This window comes from Mesorhizobium sp. WSM4846 (genome assembly GCF_055811415.1).
Map to the genome: position 1 here is coordinate 12687 of NZ_JBVVPZ010000029.1, position 26226 is coordinate 38912.

25 protein-coding genes and 1 pseudogene are annotated in these 26226 nt (G+C 64.1%); 8 read left to right on the forward strand and 18 right to left on the reverse strand.

Translation table 11 applies throughout. The annotated features are described in order from the left end of the window. Positions 1-246 precede the first annotated feature (246 nt). The 14 genes and pseudogenes from ampH to AC0L15_RS22205 form a co-directional block, all read right to left on the reverse strand. Positions 247-1377 carry a D-alanyl-D-alanine-carboxypeptidase/endopeptidase AmpH gene (ampH, locus tag AC0L15_RS22140; protein WP_287248369.1) on the reverse strand — a complete coding sequence of 377 codons (1131 nt, stop codon included), beginning with the start codon at positions 1375-1377 and terminating at the stop codon, positions 247-249. Between the two features lie 489 nt (positions 1378-1866). Then, positions 1867-3366 carry a helicase HerA domain-containing protein gene (locus tag AC0L15_RS22145; RefSeq protein ID WP_128245877.1) on the reverse strand — a complete coding sequence of 500 codons (1500 nt, stop codon included), beginning with the start codon at positions 3364-3366 and terminating at the stop codon, positions 1867-1869. Between the two features lie 105 nt (positions 3367-3471). Continuing rightward, positions 3472-4704: an arsenite efflux MFS transporter ArsK gene (gene arsK / locus AC0L15_RS22150; protein ID WP_287241281.1), complete on the reverse strand. Its 1233-nt coding sequence runs from the start codon at positions 4702-4704 to the stop codon at positions 3472-3474. Then, positions 4701-6134: an NAD(P)-binding domain-containing protein gene (locus tag AC0L15_RS22155; protein ID WP_287248367.1), complete on the reverse strand. Its 1434-nt coding sequence runs from the start codon at positions 6132-6134 to the stop codon at positions 4701-4703. Before AC0L15_RS22155 ends, arsK begins: the two co-directional genes overlap by 4 nt. 52 nt (positions 6135-6186) lie before the next feature. Continuing rightward, on the reverse strand, positions 6187-6507 hold the full coding sequence (locus tag AC0L15_RS22160; protein ID WP_023800502.1) for an ArsR/SmtB family transcription factor: 321 nt from the start codon (positions 6505-6507) through the stop codon (positions 6187-6189). Positions 6508-6638: 131 nt separating this feature from the next. Next, positions 6639-7367: an arsenical resistance protein ArsH gene (arsH, locus tag AC0L15_RS22165; RefSeq protein ID WP_473497059.1), complete on the reverse strand. Its 729-nt coding sequence runs from the start codon at positions 7365-7367 to the stop codon at positions 6639-6641. Further along, a complete protein-coding gene (gene arsC, locus AC0L15_RS22170) occupies positions 7360-7782 on the reverse strand; it encodes an arsenate reductase (glutaredoxin) (RefSeq protein WP_023800504.1) in 423 nt (140 codons plus the stop codon). The genes arsH and arsC overlap by 8 nt, the downstream gene beginning before the upstream one ends. Further along, positions 7779-8468, reverse strand: a complete 690-nt coding sequence (locus tag AC0L15_RS22175) for an aquaporin (RefSeq protein WP_023800505.1) — start codon at positions 8466-8468, stop codon at positions 7779-7781. Before AC0L15_RS22175 ends, arsC begins: the two co-directional genes overlap by 4 nt. A gap of 4 nt (positions 8469-8472) precedes the next feature. Beyond that, positions 8473-8936, reverse strand: a pseudogene (locus AC0L15_RS22180) (arsenate reductase ArsC). A gap of 16 nt (positions 8937-8952) precedes the next feature. Then, positions 8953-9285, reverse strand: coding sequence for an ArsR/SmtB family transcription factor (locus AC0L15_RS22185; protein WP_077380823.1), 333 nt, complete (start codon positions 9283-9285; stop codon positions 8953-8955). A gap of 277 nt (positions 9286-9562) precedes the next feature. Further along, complete coding sequence (locus tag AC0L15_RS22190; protein ID WP_023800508.1) at positions 9563-10546, reverse strand: TonB family protein; 984 nt, start codon at positions 10544-10546, stop codon at positions 9563-9565. After that, positions 10546-11004, reverse strand: coding sequence for a TonB system transport protein ExbD (gene exbD / locus AC0L15_RS22195; RefSeq protein ID WP_287248362.1), 459 nt, complete (start codon positions 11002-11004; stop codon positions 10546-10548). Before exbD ends, AC0L15_RS22190 begins: the two co-directional genes overlap by 1 nt. 15 nt (positions 11005-11019) lie before the next feature. Next, complete coding sequence (gene exbB / locus AC0L15_RS22200; protein ID WP_287248361.1) at positions 11020-11979, reverse strand: tonB-system energizer ExbB; 960 nt, start codon at positions 11977-11979, stop codon at positions 11020-11022. Positions 11980-12007: 28 nt separating this feature from the next. Continuing rightward, positions 12008-12799 (reverse strand): ATP-binding cassette domain-containing protein, encoded by a 792-nt coding sequence (locus tag AC0L15_RS22205; RefSeq protein ID WP_287248359.1) that lies wholly within the window; start codon positions 12797-12799, stop codon positions 12008-12010. A gap of 230 nt (positions 12800-13029) precedes the next feature. Between AC0L15_RS22205 and AC0L15_RS22210 the strand changes: the two genes are divergently transcribed. Genes AC0L15_RS22210 through fhuB form a run of 3 tightly spaced genes read left to right on the forward strand, consistent with a single transcriptional unit; the run spans position 13030 to position 18096 of the window. Beyond that, on the forward strand, positions 13030-15204 hold the full coding sequence (locus AC0L15_RS22210; protein ID WP_287248357.1) for a TonB-dependent siderophore receptor: 2175 nt from the start codon (positions 13030-13032) through the stop codon (positions 15202-15204). A gap of 7 nt (positions 15205-15211) precedes the next feature. After that, on the forward strand, positions 15212-16093 hold the full coding sequence (locus AC0L15_RS22215) for an ABC transporter substrate-binding protein (RefSeq protein ID WP_287248355.1): 882 nt from the start codon (positions 15212-15214) through the stop codon (positions 16091-16093). Between the two features lie 5 nt (positions 16094-16098). Further along, complete coding sequence (gene fhuB / locus AC0L15_RS22220; RefSeq protein ID WP_287248353.1) at positions 16099-18096, forward strand: Fe(3+)-hydroxamate ABC transporter permease FhuB; 1998 nt, start codon at positions 16099-16101, stop codon at positions 18094-18096. A gap of 52 nt (positions 18097-18148) precedes the next feature. On the opposite strand, the gene AC0L15_RS22225 is transcribed toward fhuB, so the two are convergent. From AC0L15_RS22225 to AC0L15_RS22235, 3 genes are all read right to left on the reverse strand, one after another. After that, positions 18149-19093 carry an LLM class flavin-dependent oxidoreductase gene (locus AC0L15_RS22225; protein WP_473497101.1) on the reverse strand — a complete coding sequence of 315 codons (945 nt, stop codon included), beginning with the start codon at positions 19091-19093 and terminating at the stop codon, positions 18149-18151. 131 nt (positions 19094-19224) lie between these two features. Further along, positions 19225-19380 (reverse strand): hypothetical protein, encoded by a 156-nt coding sequence (locus AC0L15_RS22230; protein WP_091592315.1) that lies wholly within the window; start codon positions 19378-19380, stop codon positions 19225-19227. A 201-nt stretch (positions 19381-19581) separates the two neighbouring features. Then, complete coding sequence (locus tag AC0L15_RS22235) at positions 19582-19926, reverse strand: hypothetical protein (RefSeq protein WP_287248351.1); 345 nt, start codon at positions 19924-19926, stop codon at positions 19582-19584. Between the two features lie 319 nt (positions 19927-20245). Here AC0L15_RS22235 and AC0L15_RS22240 point away from each other — a divergent pair, with 319 nt between their 5' ends. Next, complete coding sequence (locus tag AC0L15_RS22240; RefSeq protein WP_287248348.1) at positions 20246-22396, forward strand: DUF294 nucleotidyltransferase-like domain-containing protein; 2151 nt, start codon at positions 20246-20248, stop codon at positions 22394-22396. Positions 22397-22402: 6 nt separating this feature from the next. On the opposite strand, the gene AC0L15_RS22245 is transcribed toward AC0L15_RS22240, so the two are convergent. Next, positions 22403-23035, reverse strand: a complete 633-nt coding sequence (locus AC0L15_RS22245; RefSeq protein ID WP_128245866.1) for a hypothetical protein — start codon at positions 23033-23035, stop codon at positions 22403-22405. A gap of 297 nt (positions 23036-23332) precedes the next feature. On the opposite strand from AC0L15_RS22245, the gene AC0L15_RS22250 reads away from it, so the two are divergent. From AC0L15_RS22250 to AC0L15_RS22265, 4 genes are all read left to right on the forward strand, one after another. Further along, on the forward strand, positions 23333-23587 hold the full coding sequence (locus AC0L15_RS22250; protein WP_287213370.1) for a DUF4212 domain-containing protein: 255 nt from the start codon (positions 23333-23335) through the stop codon (positions 23585-23587). A gap of 14 nt (positions 23588-23601) precedes the next feature. Further along, positions 23602-25467 (forward strand): sodium:solute symporter family protein, encoded by a 1866-nt coding sequence (locus AC0L15_RS22255; RefSeq protein WP_128173651.1) that lies wholly within the window; start codon positions 23602-23604, stop codon positions 25465-25467. 108 nt (positions 25468-25575) lie between these two features. Further along, positions 25576-25884 carry a YggT family protein gene (locus AC0L15_RS22260; protein ID WP_128173652.1) on the forward strand — a complete coding sequence of 103 codons (309 nt, stop codon included), beginning with the start codon at positions 25576-25578 and terminating at the stop codon, positions 25882-25884. A 4-nt stretch (positions 25885-25888) separates the two neighbouring features. Then, the gene (locus tag AC0L15_RS22265) at positions 25889-26209 is read left to right on the forward strand and encodes a hypothetical protein (RefSeq protein ID WP_091592307.1); all 321 of its coding nucleotides are present in this window, start codon (positions 25889-25891) and stop codon (positions 26207-26209) included. Positions 26210-26226: the final 17 nt, after the last annotated feature.

The following is a 26226-nucleotide window of genomic DNA, read 5'->3' on the forward strand; positions in this document are numbered from 1 at the left end:
CAATCGACCCTTTCAAGCTCAGAACAGTCGAGCCAGAGAGCTCCACATTTGAGATCAAAAGCGCCGCTTGGGCCTGACCTTGCACGCGGCGACCTATCCATCCGGTGGTCGTCCTCAGGTGGGAATAACTAAGCCGTCGGCCGGAAATAGCCGATGTCGAGCTTGCCTTGCCACCAAACATGCGGTCCGTCAGGCCCCCTCCACAGCGTTAATCATCGCGCACGTTCCCCCTGATCAGCGCGAAAATCAGCGTGGAGCGATCTCTGCGACGAGATCGTTCGTCGTCTTGACCCCCGCCATGAAGCCGGCGGCATTGAATTGGTTCATGACGAAGAAAGCGCCGACGCCGCGTGTCGGTGCAATCGCAACATAGAGAAACATCCCTTGCAGGCCGCCGCTCTTCTGGAGGATGAGCGGGCTATGCTCGGTGGGGAGCATGATGACCCATCCGAGACCCATGGCGTCCATCGGGCCGCCGTCATCCAGCCCCACCACCGACGCGAGCCCGTCCCGGTACAAAAAAGCCGCGTGGTTCAAAAGCCGCAGCTCGGCATCGGCCGCAGAAGGCTTGTTCTCGACATGCCAGTTCATCCAGCGCAGCAGGTCGTCCGCGGTCGAGTACAATCCACCGGCGCACTCCATGGCTGTGCTCGTCGGCACGATGGGCATGGCGCTGCCGTCGAAGTTATGGCCCTGCATCAGGCGCGGCTCGTCCTCCGGTCTTGCGTTGAAAACCGTGTCTTTCATGCCGAGAGGGTCGAGGACACGCTCCCGAAGGAGCTCGGCATAAGGCTTTCCAGAGACATTCGCGAGCGCCGCTCCAAGGAGGTCGTATCCGAAGTTCGAATAGAGAACGGCGGTGCCCGGCGCGAACAGCAGCGGATTGTCCTTGAGGGCGGCAATCTGCGCCTCTTTGGTGTTCGTAGAGAAGGGGTCGGAGGAGGGCGCCTCGGCCACTGGCACCTCCCGCGGAAGGCCGGAAGCTTGCGCGACGACATCGATCAGGCGAAGGGCGCGGCCATCCTTCTCAGGGAGCGTGATGTCCCAGCCAAGGCGATCCTGCAGCCGGTCGGTGAGCTGTACCTTGCCGTCGATCGCCAGCGAGGAAAGCACACTGCCGCAGAACACCTTGCTCACGGATGCGATGCGGAACATTGTGTCGCCGTCGGGCACATTTTCACTCCCGTCGGCAATCTTGCCGAAACCGGCCAAGGCCGTCTCGCCGTTGCGCACGGCGCCGAAGATCAGGCCAGGCACTTCGGTGGAGAGATACAGGATCGTACCGTTGAACTGCACCGCTTCCGTCAGCAGCTTGTCCTCGGCATGTCCATAAGAGGGAAGGGTGACGGCTGCAATTGCCGTCAAAGCGATGGCCATAAGTCGGCGCGATCGAGACAAACGCATTGCCGAAATCCTTTGATGAAGCTGCAGAATAAAATCTTCGAAAAAAGGGCCGCCGCGTAGTATCTTACCATCTCTCCAGAAGCAGGAGATGTCAACAGAATGAACCGAAGGGGGTAATCGGCGGCGGTAGCGTAGTTTCGGCGGCTATTTGCGCTACAGTTCCTGCCGTATTTCTTGTCCTTCGTCAGTTGATCGGGGCTGATCTCTTCATTAGCAAACCGACCCGCGGGTAATTTAGAAGATATGTGAAGCGCCGTCGGCAGGAGGGAGTGCTGTAGCGTCGAACAACTTACAATAGGCGGATCTGCGTCGCGCCAATCGTCGTCGTATGATGAAGACCGGGCAGAAGAGCTGTGGCGGGCCAAGGCCCTATCTGCGCAAAAAAGACTCGCCGCTGTACCTGCCGCTTGGCCATACATCGCCTTGATGCATGGCATTTCCCTTGCGCGCTCGGCCGCCGCCTCACACAGCCAAACGCCCCTGCTCCACCTCCGCAGCACCGGGATCGCCCGGCGCCGTCGCCCAGGCCAATTCGACGAGCGTCACGACCCGCCGGCCGAGACCGTCAAGCTGGCAGACGATCAGCCCCTGCTCCTCGATATAGGTCAGCAGGCGCCGGGCGCGGCGCAGCGAGTGCGAGCCGTAAGCGCGGGCGATCGCCGCGTCGCTCGGGCAGGGCCAGCCCTCCTTCGCGGCGCGGGCGATCATCATGAACACGCCCTGCATATCCTCGGGCAGCAGCGAGGCGCGCGCCGAGACGTCCTGCCACGCGTCATCGCCGGCCATGTCGGAGCCGAGGCCGGCGCGGGCGCGTGTCAGCATGCGGCGGAAGGCCGGCAGATCCGGCACGACCGAGGCGAGGCCCTCGATGCGGCAGCGGACCACGAATTCCTGGTAAAGCACGCCGATGACGCGAAACCCGGCGTCGGGTTGCGCCAGCACGGCGCGCAGAACCCGGTCGACGCGCTCACGCCGCTCCGCCTGATCCTCGGCGCTGATTGGCGGCTCCACCGGTTCGGGGCGGATTTCGAGCGCCGCCGACTTTGCCGCCATCAGTTGATCGAGCAGGTCCGGCGACGCCCGGCGCTGCGGCCGGACAGTTTCCGGCGGCGGGGCTGCCAGGATGATCGCGCGGGCATCCTCCAGCGCAGCTTCCGGCAGCGGCATCAGCCGCGGGGTGCCATTGCGTGGACTTGTATCGGTCGGGCCGATGCGCAAGCCGAGCGGACGGCGCGACAGCGCCGGGCCGAGCGCCATGAACTGCCCGCGCTCCAGGTCGCGAAAAGCCTCCGCCTGCCGCCGCTCCATGCCCAAAAGGTCGGCGGCGCGCGCCATGTCGATATCGAGAAAGGTTCGGCCCATGAGGAAATTGGAAGCCTCGGCGGCGACGTTCTTGGCAAGCTTGGCCAGCCGCTGGGTGGCGATGATGCCGGCAAGCCCGCGTTTGCGGCCACGGCACATCAAATTGGTCATGGCGCCGAGCGAGAGCTTGCGCGCTTCGTCCGAAACCTCGCCGGCCACTGCCGGCGCGAACAGCTGCGCCTCGTCCACCACCACCAGCATCGGATACCAGTGGTCGCGGGCAACCTCGAACAGCCCGCCGAGGAAGGCAGCAGCGCGGCGCATCTGGTTCTCGGCGTCGAGCCCTTCGAGATTGAGCACCGTGGAGACGCGGTGGATGCGCGCCCGCTCGCCGGCGCTCTGCAGGCCGCGCTCGGTATGCTCTTCGGCATCGATCACCAAATGGCCGAAACGGTCGCCCAGCGAGACGAAGTCGCCTTCGGGGTCGATGATGGTCTGCTGCACCCAAGGCGCACTCTGCTCCAGCAGCCGGCGCAGCAGATGCGATTTGCCGGAACCCGAATTGCCCTGCACCAAAAGACGGGTCGCCAGCAGTTCCTCAAGATCCAGTGCCGCCGGGGCGCCTGCGGTCGTGTGGCCCATCTCGATCGCAACGGTCATATCTCGACTCTCCTTGGGGAGAGGGCTTATCAACCGCATCACAGCGCGTCGAGCGCCGATGGCCGGCGGCGTGCCGTTGCGCACAGCTCGACGCTGGGCGCAGTGTCAGTTCGCTGGCGTAAGCATCACCGGCGCAAGAGGCTGCCGCCTGATCAGGATGATTGCCGAGAAAGCCAGTATGCCGAGCATGCCGACCGCAGCGGTCAACCAGAGCGATGGCTGGACGCCCATGCCCGCCATCGCCATGGCAAGGGCAAATGGCGCAAGCGCTGACGAGAACTGCCGCGCCGCCGTCACCCAGCCGAGCCGGGCGCCGTAGCGCTCCCGTCCGAACAATTCCAGGGGCAGCGTGCCGCCGACGATGCTGGCGAGGCCCGAGCCCAATCCAAACAGGATGACGAAGGCGATGGCGCCGGCCACCGATGGTGTCGTCGCCAGCAGGGCGACAAGGCCGAGCGGCAACAGTGTCGCGCCGATCACCGCGAGCCAGGTCTGTGCAAGCCGGCCGCCGAACAGCATGTTGATCAACCGGCTCGCCACCTGGGACGGCCCGAAAAGCGTGGTGACGACAAGCCCGGCGGAGCCAAGCCCGAGCGCCGTCGTCAGCGGCACCATGTGAACGAGGATCGATGACAGCACAAAACCCTCGATGGCGAAGCCGCCAAGCATGAGCAGAAACACTCTGCTGCGGTCGCGCGGCGTGAAGGCAATCGATCCGCCCGCCGGGCCGATGGCCGCAGGTGTCGCCGAAGCGTTTTTGTCCGCCCGACGCGACAGCCGGGCCAGCCAGGCATGGATGGGCAGGCAGACAGCGACATTGATGCCGGCAAAGACCAGATAGACCTCGCGCCAGGTCAGGTATTCGTGCAGTGCAGCCGTCAGCGGCCAGAACAGGGTGGAGGCGAAGCCGGCGATCAGCGTCAGATGGGTAATGCTGCGCTGCGCTTTGGCGCCGCCGGTCTGGACGATCGCGACGAAAGCGGCACTGTAGAGCACGAAGGCGGATGCCAGCTCCATCGCCATCAGCGCCGCCACGAAGCTCACCCGACCGGGTGCTAGCGCGCAAGCGACCAGCGCTGCGGCGGCCGCTGCTGAACCAAAGGTCATAACCCGGCCGGCGCCAAAACGATCGGCCCAGCGCCCGGCTGTCGGTGCAAAAAGGCCACCCGCCAGCAGCGACGCCGACAGGGCGCCGAAAACCCATTGTTCCGGCCAGGCGAACTCGAGCGCAATCGACGGCACCAGGATGCTAAAACTGTAATAGAGCGTGCCGTAGCCGATGATCTGCGTCAGCCCCAACGCCCAAAGTGCGGCAGCCGGGATTTTCCGGTCGCTCATTGAGCGGCGATCTCAAGATCGCCGCTGCGCACTGCTGCGATCGCTTGTGTGCTGCCGCAGCCGCATCCCGACTTGCCGCTCGCCTTCGCCTTGGCGTCGTCGACGCAACAGGCGTCGACAGCAGCCGGCGCTGGTCCGCCGCAGCAATTTTGGGATGAAACACCTGAAAGAGACACCGGCACAGTGCAGACGCCGGTCGCGGGCAACACCAGCTGCACGGCATCGGCGGCAGCCATGTCGCCGGCGAGCGCCGCGGCGACCGAACGGACCTGCTCATAGCCGGTCAGCAGCAGGAACGTCGGCGCCCGGCCATAGCTTTTGACGCCGACCGTGTAGAAATCGGGCTCGGGGTGGCTGAGCTCGCGATGGCCATGCGGCGGGACATCGCCGCAGGAGTGCTCGTTGGGGTCGATGAGCGGTCCGAGCGCCTTGACGCCTTCGAGCCACGGATCGAGGTCCAGCCGAAGCTCCCGGGTCAAGGCGAGGTCAGGGCGCTGCCCGGTCGCGGCGATGATCCGGCCGACAGGGCCGAGCGTGTGCAACCCGTCATTCGTCTGGCCTTCGACAGCGAGACGGCCGTCGACCTCACGGATGGCAACAATGGCAAAGCCGGTAACCAGCCGCACGCGGCCGCTCTCGGCGAGCTGCCGGACATCCGAGCCAAGCTCGCCGCGCGCCGGCAGGGCGTCGGCATCGCCGCCGCCATAGATGCGGACAATTTCGGTGCTGCGCGTCACCCATAGTGCCGAAGTGCCCGGCTCGGTTTGCGCAAGCTCCGCCAATTCCAGCAAGGCATTGGCGGCAGAATGGCCGGCGCCGACCACCAATGTCGTGCGGCCCGCATAGAGGTGGCGGTCGCGGCCGAGAACATTTGGTATGCCGTAGGCGATGCGATCGCCAAATTCCGTCTCGCCTTCGGCCGACAAGCCGCCTGCGCCGAGCGGGTTCGGCGTCTGCCAGGTGCCGGACGCATCGATGACGGCACGGGCGCTGTCCCGGCGCGCGCCCTCCGCCGTTTCGACCACAAGCATGAACGGCCGCGTCTGTCGCCCCTTGCTCAGAACCTTGTCGGCTCCCCAGCGGGAAATGGCGACAACACGGGCATTGATCTCGATCGACGGCGCCAGTTCGGCAAGCTTTGCCAGCGGCGCGAGATACTGGTCGACGATCTCATCCGCCGTTGGGAATGCCTCCGGCTCGGGCATTTGCCAGCCGTGGCTCTCGAGGAGTTTTCGGGCAACCGCATCGACACAATAGCGCCACGGCGTGAAAACCCGGACATGACCCCAATCCCGAAGGTTCGAGCCGACAGAAGAACCAGCCTCGTAAACCCTAATCGGAAGGCCACGGCTGACCAGTTGGGCGGCCGCCGCCAGGCCAACAGGTCCGCCGCCGATGATAGCGATCGGGAGATCGTTTTCAGAAACCATGACACCCCTTCTATGTTTCTAGGATTATAGAAATACCAGTTCAAAAAAAGAGTTATGCAGCCGCCTCCCCGACAGCCGGGCCGCATGCGGCATCGGCACAACATTCATCGGCAAGAAAGCCAAGGAGATCGTTCATCACAGGGTAATTGGCACGGCAGATCAGCGTCGTTGCCTGGCGTTCCTGGGTGACCAGGCCGGTCAGGATAAGCCGGTGGAGATGATGCGACAGGGTCGACGCAGCGATGCCGAGGGCTTCCTGCAGATAACCGACCGGTCGTCCTGTTTCGCCTGCCCGCACCAGCGTGCGATAAAGATTGAGCCGCGTCGGATTGCCGAGCGCTTCGAGCTGTTTTGCTGCTTGTTCGAGTTTCATGGAAATAACGTAGCGCCGAGACAGCGCCGCGTCAATATTATTTCGAAAATTTTCGAATTAATGCATGTCGCGCAAAAGTGTGCAGCGGTTTTGCGATAACGACATGCATAAAACAAGCAGACGCACCCCCCTCAAATCGACCGCTGATTGATCCGCTTGGCAACCTCTTCGGCGCTTTCGACGCGCTCGGAATAACGATCCGTGAGATAGGCGGACCGATCACGCAGGAGCAGCGTGAACTTCACCAGCTCCTCCATCACGTCGACGATCCTGTTATAGTATGGTGACGGCTTCATGCGGCCAGCCGCGTCGAACTCGTTGAAAGCCTTGGCTACCGACGACTGGTTGGGGATGGTGACCATCCGCATCCAGCGGCCGAGGAGACGAAGCTGGTTGACGGCGTTGAAACTCTGCGAGCCGCCCGACACCTGCATCACCGCCAGCGTGCGGCCCTGCGTCGTCCTGACGCCGCCGGCCGAGAGCGGCAGCCAGTCGATCTGCGCCTTCATCACTCCGGTCATCGAGCCATGCCGCTCGGGCGAGCACCAGACCTGCGCTTCCGACCAGATCGACAGGTCTCGCAGTTCCTGGACTTTGGCGTGCTCGGCCGAGGTCGAATCCGGCAGCGGCAGGCCGGACGGATTGTAGATGCGCACCTCGGCGCCGAGGCGGCGCAAAATGCGAGCCGCCTCCTCCGTCGCGAGCCGGGAGTAGGACCGCTCGCGCAGCGAGCCGTAGAGCATCAGCACGCGAGGTTTTTGGATCGACCGCGGCACATCGAGCAGCGCCTGCAGGTCGATCGGCCGGAACTGGTCTTCGTCGACGTTCGGAAGCGAGTCTTCGGGCACCAGGTCAGGCAACGCGCTTGCCCTGCGCGTCGATGACGACCTCGCCGTCTTCCTTGGTGAACGGCCCGATATCCGGATTAGGCAGGATGTCGAGAACCGCTTCGGACGGCCGTGCAAGCATGGTGCCGAGCGGCGTCACCACGATCGGCCGGTTGATCAGGATCGGATGCGCCAGCATGAAATCGACGATCTCGTCGTCGGTCCATTTGGGGTCACCGAGATTGAGTTCGGCGTAAGGCGTACCCTTCTCGCGCAGCAATTGGCGCGGCGTCATTCCCATCGCCTTGATCAGCTCGACCAGCCGTTCGCGCGACGGCGGGTCTTTCAGATATTCGATCACCTCAGGCTCTTCGCCGGACTGCCGGATGATGGCGAGCGTGTTGCGCGAGGTGCCGCAGTCGGGGTTGTGATAGATGGTGATGGTCATTTCGCGGCTCTCATCTGTCTGATTGGCTTGGGCTCAGCGAGCAGCCATCCTGCCAAGGCCATGGCAAGCAGCGCACCCAGCAGCTCGGCGACGATGAACGCCGGCAGGTCAACTGGACGGATGCCCGCGAAGGTGTTTGACACCGCCCGCGCAATGGCGACTGCCGGATTGGCGAACGAGGTCGAGGCCGTGAACCAATAGGCCGCGGTGATGTAGAGCCCGACCAGCCAGGGGATGGCATCCGAACGGAAGCGAAGGCCGGCCAGAATAGTGAAGACCAGGCCGAAAGCAGCCACCAACTCCGCAATCCATTGTCCGTTTCCGGTCCGCACAGTTTGCGAGATCTGCAGAATCGGCAGTTCGAACATGGCGTGCGCCAGCAGCGTTCCGGCGACGCCGCCGACAATCTGGGCGACGACATAGGCCAGTGCAGCGTTGGCTTCGATTTCGCGCCGCAGCGCAAAAACCAGCGTCACCGCCGGATTGAAATGCGCCCCGGAAATCGGTCCCAGTATAGTGATCAGCACCACCAGGATCGCTCCAGTCGGAAGCGTGTTGCCGAGCAAGGAGAGACCCACATCATCCGTCAGACGATCCGCCATGATGCCGGACCCGACGACCGTCGCGACGAGCATCGCCGTGCCGAGCGCTTCCGCGACGATGCGGCGGGACAGGTCTGCCGCCATGATATCAGCCGGCCTTCGGCAGATCGCGGCCGATTTCATCGAGCCGTTTCTGCAGGGCGAGCTTGTCGATGGTGTTCATCGGCAGGCTGACGAAGATCGAGATCCGGTTGTTGAGCATGCGATAGGCTTCGGCAAAGGCCAGATGCTTTTCGGCGTCGGTGCCGTTCACGGCGGCCGGGTCGGGCACGCCCCAATGCGCGGTCATCGGCTGTCCCGGCCAGACCGGGCAGGCTTCATTGGCCGCGTTGTCGCAGACGGTGAAAACGAAATTCATCTCGGGGGCGCCAGGAGCCGGTTGAGGGTTTTCAACAGCTGGAGCGCGTAGGGATGGACCTCTCCCTTCGGGTGCGATCCGGCCGAATAGGCCCTGAACCTGCCGGCGCCGACACGGTTGAGGATCGCTTCGGCGAGGATCGACCGTGCCGAATTGCCGGTGCACAGGAAAAGCACGTTGTATGGGTCATTCATGGGGTGGTCCTCCCTTCTAGCAGTTGCAAGTCACGGCCTGAATGACCGGCTGGCAGAGCTCCGGCGCGCCGTTACAGCAATCCTCCATGAGATAGGCAAGCAGATCGCGAAAGCCGGTCATGTCGGCAACGTAGCGGATCGTCCGGCCGTCGCGCTCGGCGCGGACCAGGCCGGCATGGTCGAGAACCTTCAGATGCGCCGACATGGTGTTCTGCACCGCACCGAGGCGCGCGGCGATCTCGCCGGCGGGAACACCATCTGCGCCCGCCCGCACCAGCAGGCGAAACACTTCGAGCCTTGTGTCCTGGCCAAGCGCTGCCAATGCGAGAAGAGCGGTGTTCTTATCCATGTATCCTGGAATCCGGAATTATCGATGTATATGGCCGGCATGTGACAGTCAGATGACATAGGCAAGAGGCCGGCCACTTCTGAGCCGCTGCATTCTTCGGCTGATGTCACGGAATGGATCCCAGGGTCTGCGCCGCGTCGCTTCGCTCCTTGCTCCGCCCTGGATGACGAAGTGGAGGATGATTCGGCTAATCCTAGAGGTTGGCGGTTTGCCACTGGACCGAATTGTCGACGTTCGCTGCCGGCCCAGACCTGTCAAAATCACTGTGCCGAGGAACTTAGTTGCGCAGGGCGAACGAGAATGGCGCGGTGCGGGTTATGCGGGAGCCGAGTTCCGGCGGCGGCTCCGGCACCGACGCGCCCTGTAATGCGCTGAGCGCCGCGCTATCGAGGTCTGGATCGCCAGAGGAACGAGCCAGCCGGGCGGACAGGACCCGGCCGGATCCGTCGATCGTGAAGGTCACGCTCGGACTGCCTTCAGCGCGCCGGGCCTTCGCCGCCCTTGGATAGTTTGTGTGCCGTCTTATCCATGCACGCAACCGCGAATTCCACCTGTCCGGACTCACGCCGGATCTCGCAGCCGCTGCTTTGGTCGATTTCGGGGCGGCCGCCCTGGCTGCGGATGTCGCAGCGACACTGGCCGTCGTCCGCGGCGGTGCGGCCTTTTCCTTTTTCGGACGCTTTTTGGCTTCTTTGACAGGCTTCTTCGCCTTGACCTCAGCCGGCTCCTTTACCTCAGTCTTTGCCTGTTTCTTTGGCTTGGCCTCGACGGGTTTGTCGACCGGTTTCGGCTGCGGCAGCGGAACGACCACTTCCGGCGTGACGGCTTCGGCAATTTCGGGCACGACCTCCTCGAGCGGCGGCTGGTCGACCCGTTCGGCCACTGTCGGCGGGGTCGGCTCGACCGTGTCGGCCGGAGCGGCCTCCGATGGCTCGGTGACCGGCTCGGCCTGCTCGACGGGCGGTTCGGGCGGAGGCTCCGTTTCGGTTATCTCGGGCTCCTCGGCCGGGCCCGGCTGATCGGGCGCTATCTCATCCGATATCGGCGCCGGCTCGGCCGGCGTGAGCGCCATTGGCGACAGCTCGATCACCTGCGCCTGCGGCGGCCCGCCATCGGGCTCGGCCGGGCGCCAGCTCTGCATCGCATAGCCGACCGCGGCATGCGCCATCAGGACCAGCGCAGCCGCGCCCGCCCACCAGGCGATCTCGCGCGCGCCGAAACGCCGCTGATCGGCCATCGGCAGGGCGGCCGCCGGCGACATTATTGGCCGGTTCCGACTTGCGGCGCCGCGGCATCGCCGGGCGCTGTCTCGAGGCCAACCAGCGCGATCTTCAGATAGCCGGCGCCGCGCAAAAGGTTCATCACCTCCATCAGCTCGCCGTAGCCGACCGCCTTGTCGGCGCGCAGGAAGATGCGCGTCTGCCTGTCGCCTTTTGTCCTGCCGACCAGCGCGGCGGCGAAGGCTGCGCGCGGCACGCTGTCGTTGCCGATCGCCAGGCTGAGATCGTTCTTCAGCGTCAGGAACAGCGGCGTCTCCGGTCGAGGCGCAAGCGTTGCGGTCGAGCCCGGCAGGTCGACATTGACATCCACGGTCGCCAGCGGCGCCGCGACCATGAAGATGATCAGCAGAACCAGGATCACGTCGATGAACGGCGTGATGTTGATCTCGTGATTTTCCTCGAGATCGCCGTCGATGTTCTCTCGAATTCTAGCCGCCATGGCGTCGCTCCGTGTTCATTCCGCGGCCATCTGCTTTGCCGGCGCGACCGTGCGGAAATCCAGATCCCGGCTGACCAGCCGCTCGACCCCTGCCGACGCATCGGCAAGGATCTGCCTGTAGCCGGCTATCGATCGCGCGAAGACGTTGTAGATGACCACCGCCGGGATCGCCGCGACAAGGCCCATCGCCGTGGCCAGCAAGGCTTCCGCAATGCCCGGGGCAACGACGGCGAGGTTGGTGGTCTGCGCCTGCGAAATGCCGATGAAGGCGTTCATGATGCCCCAGACGGTGCCGAACAGGCCGACGAAGGGCGCGGTCGAGCCGATTGTCGCCAGCACGCCGGTGCCGCGCGACATGCGCCGCGCCGCCGCCGCCTCGATGCGCGACAGGCGCGAGGTGACCCGTTCCTTCAGCCCGTCGCCGGACACATAATCGAGCGAGCCGGCCGAAAGCGCGGTCTCTTCCTCGGCTGCCCGCACCAGCAGGGCGCCAGGACCGTTATTATGGCCAAGCGCGCGCCCGGCCTGGTTCAACGTCGCGGCATTGCCGATCGCTTGTGCCGCGCGGCGGGCGCGCAGCTTGCCGCCTAGGATCTCCAGCGATTTGGCCAGCCATATCGTCCAGGTGACGAAGGACGCAAAAGCCAACCCGATCATCACCGCTTTCACGACGATGTCGGCCGCCATGAACATGCCCCATGGCGACAGGTCACGCGGCAGGGTCAGGGACGTTGCCGTCGAAGGGCCAGTCTCGGTAGGCGTTGTCTCGATAGGTGTTGTCACGCCGGGCTGCGTCGCCGGTGGCGCGGCGGCGTCTGGCGCAGCCTGCCCAGGCACTGGAGCCGGCGCCTCGATCGCCGGGGCCGCGCCCGGTTGCTCCTGGGCGGCTGCCTCCGGTTGCTCCTGGGCGGCTGCGCCGCCGGCCGACAGGATGGCGGATGCGAGCAACGCCGCCAACAAACCATGTCTGGACAAGGGCTTCTTCCTTATTCTCACAGTGGCCTCATTGCACATAGCCGATGGGCTGGCCGGTGACGGGGTGCGCAAACACGCCCATCTCGACACCGAAAATTCCTTTGAGCACGTCGCCCTGCATGATCCGGTCCGGCGTGCCGCGCGTCAGCAGCCTGCCGTCCTTCAGCGCGATCAATTCGTCGCAGTAGCGCGCCGCCATGTTGGGATCGTGCAGCACGACGACGACGCACAGGTCGCGCTTGCGGCTGAGGTCCCTGACCAGCCCCAGCACCTCGACCTGATGGGCGATGTCGAGCGCCGAGATCGGCTCGTCGAGCAGCATGACGCCGGCATTCTGCGCCACCAGCATGGCCAGCCATGCGCGCTGGCGCTCGCCGCCGGATAATTCGTCGACCAGCCGGTCGGTGAAGTCAGCCATATCGGTCAGGACAAGCGCCTCCTCGACATGGCGCCTGTCCTCATGCCCGAAACGACCGAGCGCGCCATGCCAGGGATAGCGGCCGAGCGTCGCCAGTTCGCGCACCGTCAGGCCGGTCGCCGCCGGCGTCGTCTGCGGCAGATAGGCGAGCGCGCGCGCCAGTTCGCGCGCGCCCCACTGCACCAGCGGCCGCTGCGCGAAGGTTATGCCGCCCGAGCTTGCCGGCTGCTGGCGCGCCAGGAGCTTGATCAGCGTCGACTTGCCCGAGCCGTTGTGCCCTATCAGCCCATAGACGCGCGAGCGTTGCAACTCGAGTGTAACCGGACCGAGCAGCGTCCGCTCGCCGACGGCGAACCGCACCGCTTCGACATGGAAGGCAGTCTGGGCATGAATTCCTGCCACGGTCTCGGCCTCACTCCAGCTTTGCGCGCATTTCGAAATCCGGTTTTCGGCAATCCGGTTTGCGGGCGCCGATGTCCGGTTGACTATGAAACATGAGTTTACTAGTCAACAATGAAGATGACTTTTTGAGTCAACAAAATGTCGTGACGCGCCGGATTTGCGTCAAAACACGAAATGTGGAGCGGGCCGAGATGGTCGTTGGTTCAGGTCGCGGAAGAACTCAAAGCGAAGTGACTGCGCGCCGAAACCTGCTGGTCGCGGCGATGTCGCTGCCGGTGCTGCTTGGCGGCGGTCACGCCGTCGCGCAGGAGGCGACCACCACTCTCGACCCGATCAATATTCAGGAACGCGTCGAAAGCGCCTTTGGGACGGTCGACGGCTATGTCGCCACCCAGGGCTCCACCGCTACCAAGACCGAAACACCGCTGATCGAGACGCCGCAGTCGATATCGGTCATCACCAAAGACCAGATGGAAGCGCAGGCGGTGGACAGCCTGAACAGCGCGCTGCGGTATACGCCAGGCGCAACCGGCAATCTCTACGGCACCGACAATCGTGGCCACGGCTTGCAGATACGCGGCATTTCGAACTCCAGCGGCGTCTTCTACAAGGACGGGCTGCAGCTCAAGGAAAGCAATTTCACGCTGTTCACGGCGCTCGATTCCTACGGTGCCGAACGCTACGAAATCCTGCGCGGGCCGGCATCGGTTCTTTACGGCCAGGCAAGTCCTGGCGGCATCATCAACTATGTCAGCAAGCGTCCGACCGAGGAGAACCTCCGCGAGGTTGAGCTCGGCGCCGGAAGCTTCGACCGCTATGAAGGAAAGTTCGACTTCAGCGGGGCTGTCAACGCCGACAAGTCGCTGCTGTTCCGCCTCACCGGCGCCGCCCACACCGGCGATTCGCAGACAGACTTCGTCGAGGACGACCGCATCTTCATCGCGCCGGCGCTGACCTGGCAGCCCGATGCCGATACCAGCCTGACCATCCTCGCCAACTATCAGCGCGACCGGTCCGGCTGGGCGATGCAGTATCTGCCGGCATACGGCACGATCAGGCCGGGCAGGGACGGAAAATACCTGCCGAACAGCATGTTCGTCGGCGAACCGGGCTTCGACACCTACGACAACGACCAGGCGTCGATCGGTTACGAGTTGGATCACCGCCTCAACGAGACGTGGCAGGTTCGCCAGCATGCCCGCTACGTCTATCTGAAGCACTATGAGGAAGGCGTCTTCGGCGGCGGGCTTCTTAATGATGAGGGCGACTATTCCCGCTATGCCGATGCCGGCGGCAGCAGGCTCAGCGGCGTGACCATCGACAACCAGGCGCAGGCCGATTTCGACACCGGGCCGCTCGCCCACACGCTGCTTCTCGGCCTCGACTACAAGCGCTACACCTACCGCGACTATGCCGCCAGCAACGATATGACCGACGATGATTTCAACATATTCGACCCGGCCTATGGCTACCCGGTCGGCGAAATGACGCCCTATACCGACACCGACACCACCCAATCGCAGGTCGGCCTCTACGCACAGGACCAGATCAAGCTGGGCAACTGGCGACTGACGCTGGGCGGCCGCCAGGACTGGACCGACGCGAAAGTCCACGACAATCTGGCCGGCGCTTTCGGTCCCCGCCAGAAGGACGACGCCTTCACCAGCCGCGCCGGTCTGCTTTATCTCGCCGACAATGGCCTTGCCCCTTATGTCAGCTATTCCGAATCGTTCCAACCGGTGTCCGGCCCCGACAGCAACGGCAATCCGCTCGTGCCTGAAACCGGCAAGCAGTACGAGGTCGGGCTGAAATACCAGCCGGTCGGCTGGAACGCCTTCGTCACCGTTTCGGCGTTCGACCTGGCCCGGCAGAATGTCGTACGCTATGGCGGTGTTGGCGCGCCCAACGACATCTTCCAGACCGGCGAGATCAGGTCGCGCGGCATCGAGCTGGAAGCTGTTGCGAGCCTCGATTCAGGCTTCGATTTCCGGGCGGCCTATACCTATCTCGACACCGAGATCACCAAGGCCACCTCGATCACCGTCGATGACGATAGTGGCGAGACGGTCAGCGATGAAGGCAACACGCCGTTCGGCGTGCCGGAACATGCGGCTTCGCTGTGGGCGAATTACACCGTCGGCAGCGGCAAATTGGAAGGCTTCGGGCTCGGCGCCGGCATCCGCTATGTCGGCTCGACCTTCGGCGACGACGCCAACACTTTCAAAGTGCCGGCAGTCACGCTTGTCGATGCCGCACTCCACTACGAATGGCGGAACGCCGAGCTGAACCTCAATGTCAGCAATCTGTTCGACAAGCGCTATGTCGCCTCCTGCTACGCGGAAAGCTTCGGCTGCTTTTATGGCGAGGGTCGCCGGATCAACGGCTCGGTGAAGTACACATGGTGACCCGCGCGTGCAGGCCCGGACCCAATTGGCGCCACTGACGCGGCGCCGGTGTCTGGCCGGCCTGGCCGCGACGAGCCTCGGCCTGCGCGGCGACCCGGCGCATGCCGCGCCACTGCCGCGCATCGCCTGCCTCGAATGGACCTCGGCCGAGATGGTCGTCTCGCTCGGGATCGGACCGGTGGCGGTCGCCGACACCAAAGGTTACCGCGACTGGGTCGCGGGTCCGGCTCTTCCCGCCGGCTGCCGCGATCTCGGCTCGCGCGGCGAGCCCAATCTCGAACTGCTCCTGGAACTCAAGCCCGATCTTATCGTCGGCGCTTATGGCTATGGATTGGACGAAGCTCCGTTCAGGCGGATCGCGCCGCTGCACACCGTGCCCTTCTACGATGGCACCGATGCGCCTTATCGCCAGGCCGAGGATGAGACGCTGAAACTTGGCTCAAAGCTCGGCCGCGAGGCTGAGGCTCAGCGCCTCATCCAGGCGACGGCGGCGGCAATCGCCCAGATCAGAGCACAATTTTCACAACGGGCAAAGCGGCCGCTCGCGGTGGTCAGCATGTTCGACGACCGTCACGTCCGCGTCTACGGCAAGGGCAGTCTGTTCCAGGACGTGCTCGACAGGTTGAGCCTCACCAACGCCTGGACGGCGCCGACCGATAGCTGGGGCTTTTCCATGCTGGGCATCGAAGAGCTGGTTGCGATCGGCGAGGCCCGCGTGATTTCGCTCGATCCGATCCCGCCGCATGTGAAGATCAGGATCGACCAGAGCAGCCTCTGGGCGAACCTTCCCTGCGTCAAGGCCGGCAACGTCAGGACAATCCCGCCAGTATGGCCGTTTGGCGGGCTAGCCGCCGCTACCCGTTTTGCGACGTCTTTGGCCCGGGCATGACCATCATGCAGTCCACAGCCGGCCATCGTGCTCGTTTCAAGGCAGGGATGCTCGTCGCCCTCGTCGGCGTGCCGGCGGTGCTCGCCGCCTATCTCACCGCTGCCGGGCTTTTGCGCCTGTTGCCCGCAGACATGTGGTGGCAGTCGCTCGGGACGACCGACTTTGCCGATCCGCGGCAGCTGCTTTACCGGCATGCGTTTCTGCCGCGTTTGGCGATCAGTCTGCTGGCCGGCGCGGCGCTCGGCCTGACCGGCACGCTGCTCCAGCAGCTGCTGCGCAATCCGCTCGCCGAGCCGACGACCATCGGCACCAATGCCGGCGCCACCGTCGCCCTGACGATCGCCACGCTCTACGCGCCGTGGATGCTGGAGCAAGGTCGCGAATGGGTGGCGCTCGCCGGCGGCGCCCTGTCGACGCTGGCGGTTTTGGCTCTGGCCCGGGGCCGGAGTTTTTCGCCGGTCGCGATCATCATTTCCGGCCTGGTGGTCAGCCTCACATGCAGTTCGGCGAGCGCCCTGCTGATGGCGGCCAACCGCGAATATTCCGAGGAACTCTTCATCTGGCAGAGCGGTTCGCTAATCCAGAACGGCGATGCCGTGGTGCTCGGGTTCGCGCCATGGCTGGCGATGGCCGGCATTGCTGCCTTCCTTCTGCTCCGGCCACTGCGGCTACTCGACCTCAGCGACGAGGGAGCCGAAAGCCTCGGCACGAAACCGATGGTGACACGGCTGGCCGGGATGACCGTCGTCGTCGCGCTGAGCAGCATGGTGGTCGCAGCCGTCGGCGTCATCAGCTTCGTGGCGCTTGCGGCGCCGGCGCTGGTCAGGCTCGCCGGCGCACGGACCCTGCGCCAGCGCATGATCTGGGCGCCGCTTGCGGGCGCCGCGCTGTTGTGGCTGACCGACCGGCTGGTGCAGGTCCTGCCGTTTACCTCCGAAATCCCGGCAGGCGTGGCGACTGCTTTCCTCGGTGCGCCGCTGCTGTTTCTTCTCCTGCCGAAATTGCGCACCAGCCCGGATCGGGACGGCACCATGCTGGCTTCCGTGCGCAGGCGCAGCGGGTGGCCCTGTCTGCTGCTCGGGCTCGTCGCGATGGCGCTTCTTCTCTGCGCCGCGCTTGTCATCGGGCGAGGCGCGACCGGCTGGCACGTGGCCTCGGCCGCCGAAATTGCCGACCTGCTGCCGCTCAGAGCGCCTCGCATCGTCGTCGCGGTTTGCGCTGGCATGATGCTTGGCGTGGTCGGCACGCTGATGCAGCGGATGACCGGCAATCCGATGGCGGCGCCCGAGGTGCTGGGTATCTCAGGCGGCGCCTCGCTAGGCATACTGCTGCTCTTCGTCGCGACTTCTGATGTCAACCGTCCGGCGATGATCGCGGCCGGTCTCGTCGGGGCGCTGGTCAGCCTGGCGATGGTTTCGCCGACCGCCCGCCGGCAGCCCCTCGCGCCTGATCGGTTGCTGCTTTCCGGGGTCGCCGTGGCGACGATGGCGTCGGCATTCTCGGCGGTGATGCTCGCCAGCGGCGATCCTCGGCTCGATACGCTGATCGGCTGGCTGTCCGGCTCCACCTACCGAGCCACCTCCGCCGATGCCTCAATCGCTGCCGTGACGGCGACTGCTCTGCTCGCCATCGTGCCCCTCACCAGCCGCTGGCTGGAAATCCTGCCGCTTGGAGAAGCCGCCTCGCGCGGGCTCGGGCTTGGCCTGTTTCGCGTGCGGGTCGTCCTCCTGGTGCTTATCTCGGTGCCGACGACAATAGCCACGCTGGTCATCGGGCCGCTGAGCTTCGTCGGATTGATGGCGCCGCACCTGGCCCGCATGCTCGGTCTTCAACGCGCCTTGCCGCAGCTTTTCGCTTCCGCGATGCTTGGCGGGATGATGCTTGTCTCGGCCGACTGGGCCGGCCGGATGCTGATTTTCCCGTGGCAGATTCCGGCGGGTTTGCTTGCTGCCCTGGTTGGCGGGCCTTACTTCATGGTGCTGATGTGGAAAGGCCGGCAATGAGCGGCCCCGCCACGCGCTTCGGGTTGGCGACCACAAAGCGCATAGCACGCGCTCAGCCGGCGCGTGCTTCGCGGATCACGCGAGGCGCAAACGCGCCGGGCTGAGGGACATCGGCCTCGCGGCGCGTCAGCGAATTGCGCAGCAGCGCGATCACCTCGCGGCCCGCCGCCGCGATGCCGCCCGGCCTGTCGACACCGACGATCATGAACTCCTCGATTGCCAGGGCAGCATAAGGAAGCAGGGAAAGCGCGACTTGTGCCGGTGGTCCGACAAATTCGACCGCCTTCTGGCAGGAAGCGTTGCCCTCCGAACGGATCCGGACGGGGAGCGCGAAACGCAGCTTGCCGGCCCGACCGTGTTCGGCGGCGGCATTGCGAACCCGCTCCATCAGTTGCCGGATCTCGTCGAGCGAACCCGGCGTCAACTCGAAGACATCGGCATGCCGCCCGGCGACCCTGAGCGCCGTTCCGGACCGTCCGCCCATGCGGATGCTCACGCCGGCGCTACGCGGCCCCTTGCGCGGCACATAGCCGCCGCTGACGCTGTAGAAGGCGCCTTCATGGTCGAACGGCCTGTCGTTCGACCACAACCGTTTCAGCAGCACCAGATATTCATCGATGCGCTGCCAGACGACCGTGTGACCGACCGGGCGTGTTTCGGCATCGTCGTCGTTCAGCGGCTCGCTGAGCATCCTGAGCGACAGCCGACCGCCGCTTTTCGCGTCGAGGGCCGCCAATTGCCGTGCCGCCACCGTCGGGTCGATCACACCAGCCCAATGCGTGAGAACGATCTCGAGCGAAGAAGTGCGGTCCAGCGCCCGGGCGGCAATATCCATATTGGTCAGCAGCCCGGCCGGATCGTCGACGACGATTTTCTGGAAACCGATGTCCTCGATCAGCGACAGCTTTGTCGCGGTTTCCGCGAAATCGTAGAAAAACGGCGCGGTTGGGTCGGCCGGGTGAGTTTTACCGGGAACATGCGTGAACTCGAACGGCATTGCCATCTCCTCCATCACGTTGGGGTCAAGCGCGCGAAAGCGCACCGGGACTCGGTTCATTCAACTCCGATATCGCGAAACGGCAGACAGCTATCCCTTTAGTCAGGCCCGATGACTCGCGGGCTCCATAGTCAGGGAACAAAACCCAGAACGACCGCCCCGGTGAACACGAACGCAAGGGCAAAGACGAGATAGGCAAAGGCGCCCGCATAGGCCGGCCGCCAAGTCTGCTCGGAACCGAGCCTTTGGCCTTTGCGGGCAGTGTGGGCGTTCTGGAAATAGGACATATCGACCTCCGTCTCGGCAGTTAATCTATTAAATCAGTAGACTTTGTCGAGTGCTATTTTCCAGCGATCCTTAGAATGTTTTTCTCCAACCTGAGGACAATTTGGTTTGTTTGCTGCTTAGCGCGGCACTTTCCGAGGCCGATCGGCCCGATGGCAAAACGCCCGGTCGTGCGGGCGGGCAGGGATGGGCGGAGCGGCCGCCTAGTTGGCGGGCGGCCTGTAAGCTTCCAGGCCGAACAGCATCAGCACGAGCGACACAAGGAAGAACCCGACCGCGACGCCGAGCGCGATCCGGGCGTAGAGTCTATAAACGTCGCCCATGATGGTGCCGAACACCCGTCGTGCCGAGGCATCTGCTGGGCGCGATTTCTCATCGAGATAGAGCCAGACTTCGGTGTGCTTGGGATTTTTGAAGGCTGCGGTCGTTGCTTTCCCCATCAGCGCCAGAACCATGGTCAGCGTGAGGAACGCGCCGGAGCGAAATGCAGACACCGGGTTGAAGGAGAATCCGACCATGACACAGCCAATGGCAAGCGAGCCGAACATGACGGCGCGCCCGATGCACCCCACAGCAACCCGCCTGATCTCATCCATCGGCGCCCTCGGCAGCAAGCTCGCCGACAATGTGCGAGCGCTGCGACCGTATCAAATCACTTTAAGGCGAATGGGCCGCCTGGACGTGCAGGCGCGCAACTCCCCGGCGCAACATTGCGAACGCCATAGCCTGACTTCGGCCATCGACGCGGCCCGCCGGCGCGCTCTATGTTGCATGGCAAAGCAGAATCGAACCTTTCCGGCATCGACAGGCGCTGTCTAGGACAGGCGTTGTCTGGGCAAGACATCCGGCAGAGGAAGGCTATCGGCTATGCCGAAGGAGACGGAATTGAAGCCGGCGAGCGGCGCGACACCGCTGATAGCAATTGCGGCTGCCGCCGTCGACACCGAAACAACCGGGCCCGACGCCACCAAGGCGCGCGTGGTCCAGATTGGCGCGATCGGCATCGCGCATGGCAAGGTCGTACGGCAAGCTCAGCTCGATCTGCTCATCGATCCCGGTGAAGCAATCCCGTCCGAGGCTTCGCTCGTCCACGGCATCACCGATGCCGATGTTGACGGAGCCGGCAGCTTCCCGGATGCATGGGCACAATTCCAGGAGTTCGTCGGCGACCGCATCCTCGTTGGCCATTCGATCGGCTTCGACCTGGCGGTATTGGAGCGCGAATGCCGACGCGCCCGCTTGCCCTGGAAAAAGCCTGGGGCGCTGTGCGTCCGGCTTCTTGCGACCATAGCAAATCCCAATCTGGCAGACCATTCGCTGGAAACGATCGCCGGGTGGCTTCGCCTGGAGATAACCGGCCGGCATTCGGCTCTGGGCGATGCGATTGCGGCCGGAGACATCTTTGCCGCGCTGATTCCGGAGTTGCGCAAGCGCAACATCCGAACACTTGGAGAGGCCGAGGTTGCCTGCCTTGCCCTTTCGGACGCTCTCGAAGCCGGCCATCGCGCCGGCTGGGCCGAACCGGTGTCGCGACCCCAGGCTCCCGCGTTTCAGCCGGTTGATCCCTATGCCTATCGCCATCGCGTCGGCAGCCTGATGAGCAGCCCGCCAGTGGTGGTGAAGTCGACCAAGCCGACAAGGCAGGTCATCGACCTCATGGTCAAGCGCAAGATCAGCTCTGTCCTCGTGTCCGAGCGTGGAACGCCGGATCAAGCGATCGAGGATTATGGCATCGTTACCGAGCGTGACCTGCTGCGCCGCATATCGTCCGACGCCGAGCGGGCTTTTGACATGCCGGTCGGAAACATCGCAGCGCGACCGCTGATAAGCATCCGCGCCGCCGCCTTCGCTTATCGGGCGATCGGCCGCATGGATCGGCTGAAAGTCCGCCACCTCGCCGTCCGCGACGACGGCGGCATGCTGGTCGGCGTGCTTTCGGCGCGCGACCTGCTGAGGCTTCGCGCCGCCGCTGCCATCGATCTCGACGACACGATCGAACATGCCAGGGACGCCGCCGAACTGGCGGCCAGCTGGTCGATGCTGCCGGGCGTGGTACGATCGCTCATCGGCGAAGCGATCGACCCGCGCGTGGTGGCGGAAATCATCAGCGACGAACTTTGCTCGCTTACCCGCCGCGCCGCCGTGCTTGCCGAACAGCAGATGCAGATCGAAGGTCACGGCCCGCCGCCCTGCGCCTATGCCGTGCTCGTGCTCGGCTCAGGCGGCCGTGGCGAAAGCCTGATGGCCCCCGACCAGGACAACGCAATCGTCTTCGCAGATGGCGAGCCGGATGGGCCCGAAGACCGCTGGTTCAAGAAACTCGGCGCCAGGCTCGCCGACATGCTCGACGTCTCAGGCGTGCCGTATTGCAAAGGCGGGGTAATGGCCTCGAATGCCGCATTCCGCGGTAGCCTCTCCACCTGGAAGCGGCGCGTCGAGGATTGGGTTCGCCGCCTGCGGCCTCAGGACCTGCTCAACGTCGATATCGTCTACGACCTGCGGCCGGTGCATGGCGACACCACGCTGGCCGCGCAGTTCATCGAATATGCCTATGACCGTGCCCACGCCGAGCCGGTGTTCGCGAAGCTGCTCGGCGAGCAGATGACGACCGGCAGTCCCTTCACTGTCTTTGGCGGCTTTCAGCTTGAAAATGGCCGGCTGGACATCAAGAAGCATGGCCTTTTTCCAATCGTCGCGACGGCACGCACGCTTGCAATTCGCCACGGCATCCGCGAGCGGAGCACCCGTGCCCGGCTCGAGCAACTGATCGCCCTGGATATTGGCGGCGAGCCCGACATGAAGGCGATGCTGGCCGGTCACGCAATGCTGGTCGGCTTGCTGCTCGCTCAGCAGACGCGTGACATCTACGCCGGTATACCGGTATCCAACCGCGTCGAGATCAATGCGCTGGCGCGCGATCAGCAGGCACAGCTCAAGAGCCTCATCAAGCGCCTTCAGTCGGCACCCGACCTGGTGCGGGACCTGATGTTCGCATCGCCGGCGACGCTCGGACAGTAAACAAACTCAGCTGCGCGCGGCGCCAAGCAGTTGGTCGACGAGGGCGCTGCGGTCGGCCTGCACCAGGAAATCCTCATGCGCGCGCAGCAGATTCATTCTCAGGAAGTTGAAGATATAGTCGTAATCGTTGGTCAGCAGATTGGGGTGGATCGGGACCATCTCGAAAACCGTTCGTGCCAGCGGCTCGGGGATCTCGCGCACCGGCCGCGGCGGACCGATCTGGGTGGCGGCGAGGCGCTGACGGGTGAGTTCGGTGGCGTCTTCCCAGAAAGTGGCGGGTGAGCCCTCTGGAACGGCATATTTGGAGAAGCTTGCCAAGGCGACTTGTTCCAGCGCCGCCGGCAGGCCTCGCTGGCGCAAGCCGGCAGGTTCGCGCAGCGCACCCTCCACCATTTCCGCCATCATGGCGTAACACGCAGGGTAGGCGCGCCAGCGCGAATGGCTGAGCGCCGCCTGGAATTCCTTCTCGCTGAACAGCTTCTGCCAGTATACCCCTGCCCTGACGCGGCAGAACTCGACGATGCTTTTCTGCGCCAGGAAGGCGGCGCGCGAATCCATGAAGTCAGCCAGTTCGCCGACGCTGCCGATCGGCTGCGGCTTGCGCAGGAACGCGGGCAACAGGTCGTTCAGCAGGCCCATGGCGCTCTCCCTTCGGTTCCAACCGATGTTGACCGTTTAGCCTCCGCGATGCCGCACCGCCAGCCCTCTTGCCAATTCAAGTCCTCTCACCGATTCTCCAGTCCTTTCACCGATTCTAAAGTCGTATGAACAGCCGCGACAAAAAGTGATACTCCTCCACAGTTACGGTCGGCTGATTCTATGCTTGGCCGCGACATATGCCGGAGGGCTTCCGCGTCAGCGGAAGAGGCAAGCTTTAAACGGCGCCTTGCGGTCGAGACGGTTCGCAAGCTGCCAACCTAGGGAGGGTTCAACGCTATGGCGACGCCAGACCGCATAAGTTATTGGAACAAGACCAAGAGCCTCATGTTCGTCATGCTCGGCCTATGGGTGTTCTTCGGTTACGTCATCCACATGTTCGTGGAGCAACTCAACAGCATCGTCATTTTTGGCTTTCCGCTCGGCTTCTACATGGCCGCTCAGGGTTCGCTCATCGCCTTCGTCGTCATGCTGTTCTGGTTCGCACGGCGCCAGAACGCGATCGACGAAGAGCATGGCGTCCATGAAGATTGATCGGGGGAACTTCAATGGCTAACACGACATCCACCACCGCAGGCGGAGGCGACTTCACCTCCAATCTCGGCCGCATCTACGGCATCTACACCGGCGGCTTCATAGCCTTCATCATCCTGATGGCTGTCTTGAGCGCCATGGGCGTCGAGAATGTTGTCATCGGCTACCTGTTCATGGGCTTCACCATCGTCATCTACGCCGTGATCGGCGTCCTGAGCCGCACCATGCACGTTGGTGAATATTACGTCGCCGGGCGTCGCGTACCGGCGCTCTACAACGGCATGGCGACCGGCGCCGACTGGATGTCGGCGGCCTCCTTCATCGGCATGGCTGGCTCGCTCTATCTGCTCGGCTATGATGGTCTCGGCTTCGTGCTCGGCTGGACCGGCGGCTACGTGCTCGTGGCCATCCTCGTTGCGCCCTATCTGCGCAAGTTCGGCGCCTACACGGTTCCCGACTTCCTGTCGGCGCGCTACGGCGGCAATCTTGCCCGCTTCATCGGCGTGATCGTTCTGTTCTCCTGCTCGTTTACCTATGTCGTCGCGCAGATTTTCGGCACTGGCCTGATCTCGGCGCGCTTCCTTGGCATCGACTTCAACGTCGCGGTCTATGTCGGCCTGGCCGGCATTCTCGTCTGCTCAATGCTGGGCGGCATGCGCGCAGTCACCTGGACGCAGGTCGCTCAGTACATCGTGCTGATCATCGCCTATCTCATCCCTGTCATCTGGATGTCGACGGTGAAAACCGGCGTGCCGATCCCACAATTGATGCAAGGCCAGGCGCTGGCGAACATCACCGCGCTTGAGACGGCGCAGGGCATCACCGTGCATCACATCACCCCATTCGTGCATGGCGGCTACGATGCCAAGAACTACTTCCTGCTCATCCTCTGCCTGATGGTCGGAACGGCGTCATTGCCGCATGTCCTGATGCGCTACTTCACCACCCCGTCGGTGCGTGAAGCGCGTGTCTCGGTCGCCTGGTCGCTGCTGTTCATCTTCATCCTCTACTTCACTGCGCCCGCCTATGCGGCGTTCGCCAAGTGGACGATGCTCGACCTTGTGGCGTCGGGCCTGACGCCCGAAAACATCGCCGAGAAAGCCGGATGGATGATGCGCTGGGCCGCAGCCGACAATACGCTCGTGCAGATCTGCGGCAAGGCGGCGACAGACACCGCGGCGATCGTCGCGGCCTGCGCCGAAAAGGGCGTGACGGCACTTTCGTTTGCCGACATCAACCTCAACGCCGACATGATCGTGCTGGCGACGCCGGAAATGGCCGGCATGCCTTACGTCATCTCGGGCCTCGTCGCCGCCGGCGGTCTTGCCGCCGCGCTGTCGACGGCGGACGGCCTGCTGCTGGCCATCGCCAACGCACTCAGCCACGACATCTACTACAAGATGATCGACCAGAATGCGCCGACGTCGCGGCGCCTGATCGTGTCCCGCATCCTGCTGGTTATGGTCGCCGTGCTGGCCGCCTACGTCGCGTCGACCAAGCCGTCGGACATCCTGTCGATGGTGTCGTGGGCGTTCTCGCTTGCGGCAGGCGGGCTGTTCCCGGCGCTGGTGCTCGGCGTCTGGTGGAAGCGGGCGAACTCGGCCGGTGCGGTCGCCGGCATGATCGCGGGCTTCGGCATCACCATCTTCTACCTTGTCATGACCCAGTACGGCGCCGACTTCGACAAGGCGACGCCGAATATGGAACTGTGGTGGGGCGTGAAGAACATTTCGTCGGCGGCCTTCGGTCTGCCGGTGGGCTTCGCCGTGATGATCATCGTCAGCCTTCTCACCAGGGCGCCGTCCCGGGATATGCAGGATTTCATCGAGGAAATCCGTGTGCCGCGTGGCAAGCAGATGATGGAAGAAAAGACTGCCTGATCGCGCATAGCGATCGGCGCTCAAGGCGGGGTCCGGTGACGGACCCCGCTTTCATTTTGGAGGCGTCGCTGGCATAACGCGGCGCCGCCGCTGCTTGGAAACTCCCACATGAACGATTTCTGGTCCTATTGGTATTTCCACATCCCGAATTTCATCCTTGCCGCGGTGATGTACACTCTGATGGGGCGTCTCCTGCTCGGCCTCTTCGTGCCCGAAAGCTGGGACAACTACATCTGGCGCTTCTTCAAGAGTGTCACGGACCCGTTCCTGCGGGCCGTGCGGAGCATTACGCCGTCGATCCTGACCCAGCCGGTGGTGATCGTCTTCAGCGTGCTCTGGCTTATGGCCTTGCGCGTGTTCTACCTCGTCTTTCTGATCAATTTCGGCATTGCGCCGATGGCTTCGCAGGGGGGTTGAGGCAATGGACAGAAACGGTCTTGTCCCGGTCATGGCGGTCGCCATCGTCAACGGCATCTTTTCGCCGTGGGTGCTGATGGTGTTCCTGTTCTATCCGATCTGGTATCCGGGCTGGGCGCCTCCCCTGAGCCAGATCGTCTACATGGCAAGTGCGCTGATCCTGTCGACGATGACTATCATGCTCGCCGGCGTGCCGGCCGCTCTCTATGAGCGCTGGTCGGCGCGCCCCAGGAGCATCGTCGTCGCGTCGATCTGGCTTGCGGGCACGGTTTTGCTGACGCTGCCGGCGCTGCCGAATGTGATGCGGGCGCTAAGCGGTGGCTGAGAATTCCCTTCCCCGCC

Excerpts from the sequence above, each read along its gene's own strand:
- fhuB (WP_287248353.1), top strand. The coding sequence starts at position 16,099 with ATGCAGTCCACAGCCGGCCATCGTGCTCGTTTCAAGGCAGGGATGCTC.
- AC0L15_RS22160 (WP_023800502.1), bottom strand. The coding sequence starts at position 6,507 with ATGAAACTCGAACAAGCAGCAAAACAGCTCGAAGCGCTCGGCAATCCG.
- AC0L15_RS22250 (WP_287213370.1), top strand. The coding sequence starts at position 23,333 with ATGGCGACGCCAGACCGCATAAGTTATTGGAACAAGACCAAGAGCCTC.
- AC0L15_RS22225 (WP_473497101.1), bottom strand. The coding sequence starts at position 19,093 with ATGCCGTTCGAGTTCACGCATGTTCCCGGTAAAACTCACCCGGCCGAC.
- AC0L15_RS22190 (WP_023800508.1), bottom strand. The coding sequence starts at position 10,546 with ATGTCGCCGGCGGCCGCCCTGCCGATGGCCGATCAGCGGCGTTTCGGC.
- AC0L15_RS22175 (WP_023800505.1), bottom strand. The coding sequence starts at position 8,468 with ATGGCGGCAGACCTGTCCCGCCGCATCGTCGCGGAAGCGCTCGGCACG.
- AC0L15_RS22145 (WP_128245877.1), bottom strand. The coding sequence starts at position 3,366 with ATGACCGTTGCGATCGAGATGGGCCACACGACCGCAGGCGCCCCGGCG.
- AC0L15_RS22255 (WP_128173651.1), top strand. The coding sequence starts at position 23,602 with ATGGCTAACACGACATCCACCACCGCAGGCGGAGGCGACTTCACCTCC.
- arsC (WP_023800504.1), bottom strand. The coding sequence starts at position 7,782 with ATGACCATCACCATCTATCACAACCCCGACTGCGGCACCTCGCGCAAC.
- AC0L15_RS22245 (WP_128245866.1), bottom strand. The coding sequence starts at position 23,035 with ATGGGCCTGCTGAACGACCTGTTGCCCGCGTTCCTGCGCAAGCCGCAG.
- AC0L15_RS22260 (WP_128173652.1), top strand. The coding sequence starts at position 25,576 with ATGAACGATTTCTGGTCCTATTGGTATTTCCACATCCCGAATTTCATC.
- AC0L15_RS22155 (WP_287248367.1), bottom strand. The coding sequence starts at position 6,134 with ATGGTTTCTGAAAACGATCTCCCGATCGCTATCATCGGCGGCGGACCT.
- exbD (WP_287248362.1), bottom strand. The coding sequence starts at position 11,004 with ATGGCGGCTAGAATTCGAGAGAACATCGACGGCGATCTCGAGGAAAAT.
- arsK (WP_287241281.1), bottom strand. The coding sequence starts at position 4,704 with ATGAGCGACCGGAAAATCCCGGCTGCCGCACTTTGGGCGTTGGGGCTG.
- AC0L15_RS22235 (WP_287248351.1), bottom strand. The coding sequence starts at position 19,926 with ATGTTCGGCTCGCTTGCCATTGGCTGTGTCATGGTCGGATTCTCCTTC.
- ampH (WP_287248369.1), bottom strand. The coding sequence starts at position 1,377 with ATGGCCATCGCTTTGACGGCAATTGCAGCCGTCACCCTTCCCTCTTAT.
- AC0L15_RS22230 (WP_091592315.1), bottom strand. The coding sequence starts at position 19,380 with ATGTCCTATTTCCAGAACGCCCACACTGCCCGCAAAGGCCAAAGGCTC.
- AC0L15_RS22240 (WP_287248348.1), top strand. The coding sequence starts at position 20,246 with ATGCCGAAGGAGACGGAATTGAAGCCGGCGAGCGGCGCGACACCGCTG.
- AC0L15_RS22265 (WP_091592307.1), top strand. The coding sequence starts at position 25,889 with ATGGACAGAAACGGTCTTGTCCCGGTCATGGCGGTCGCCATCGTCAAC.
- AC0L15_RS22185 (WP_077380823.1), bottom strand. The coding sequence starts at position 9,285 with ATGGATAAGAACACCGCTCTTCTCGCATTGGCAGCGCTTGGCCAGGAC.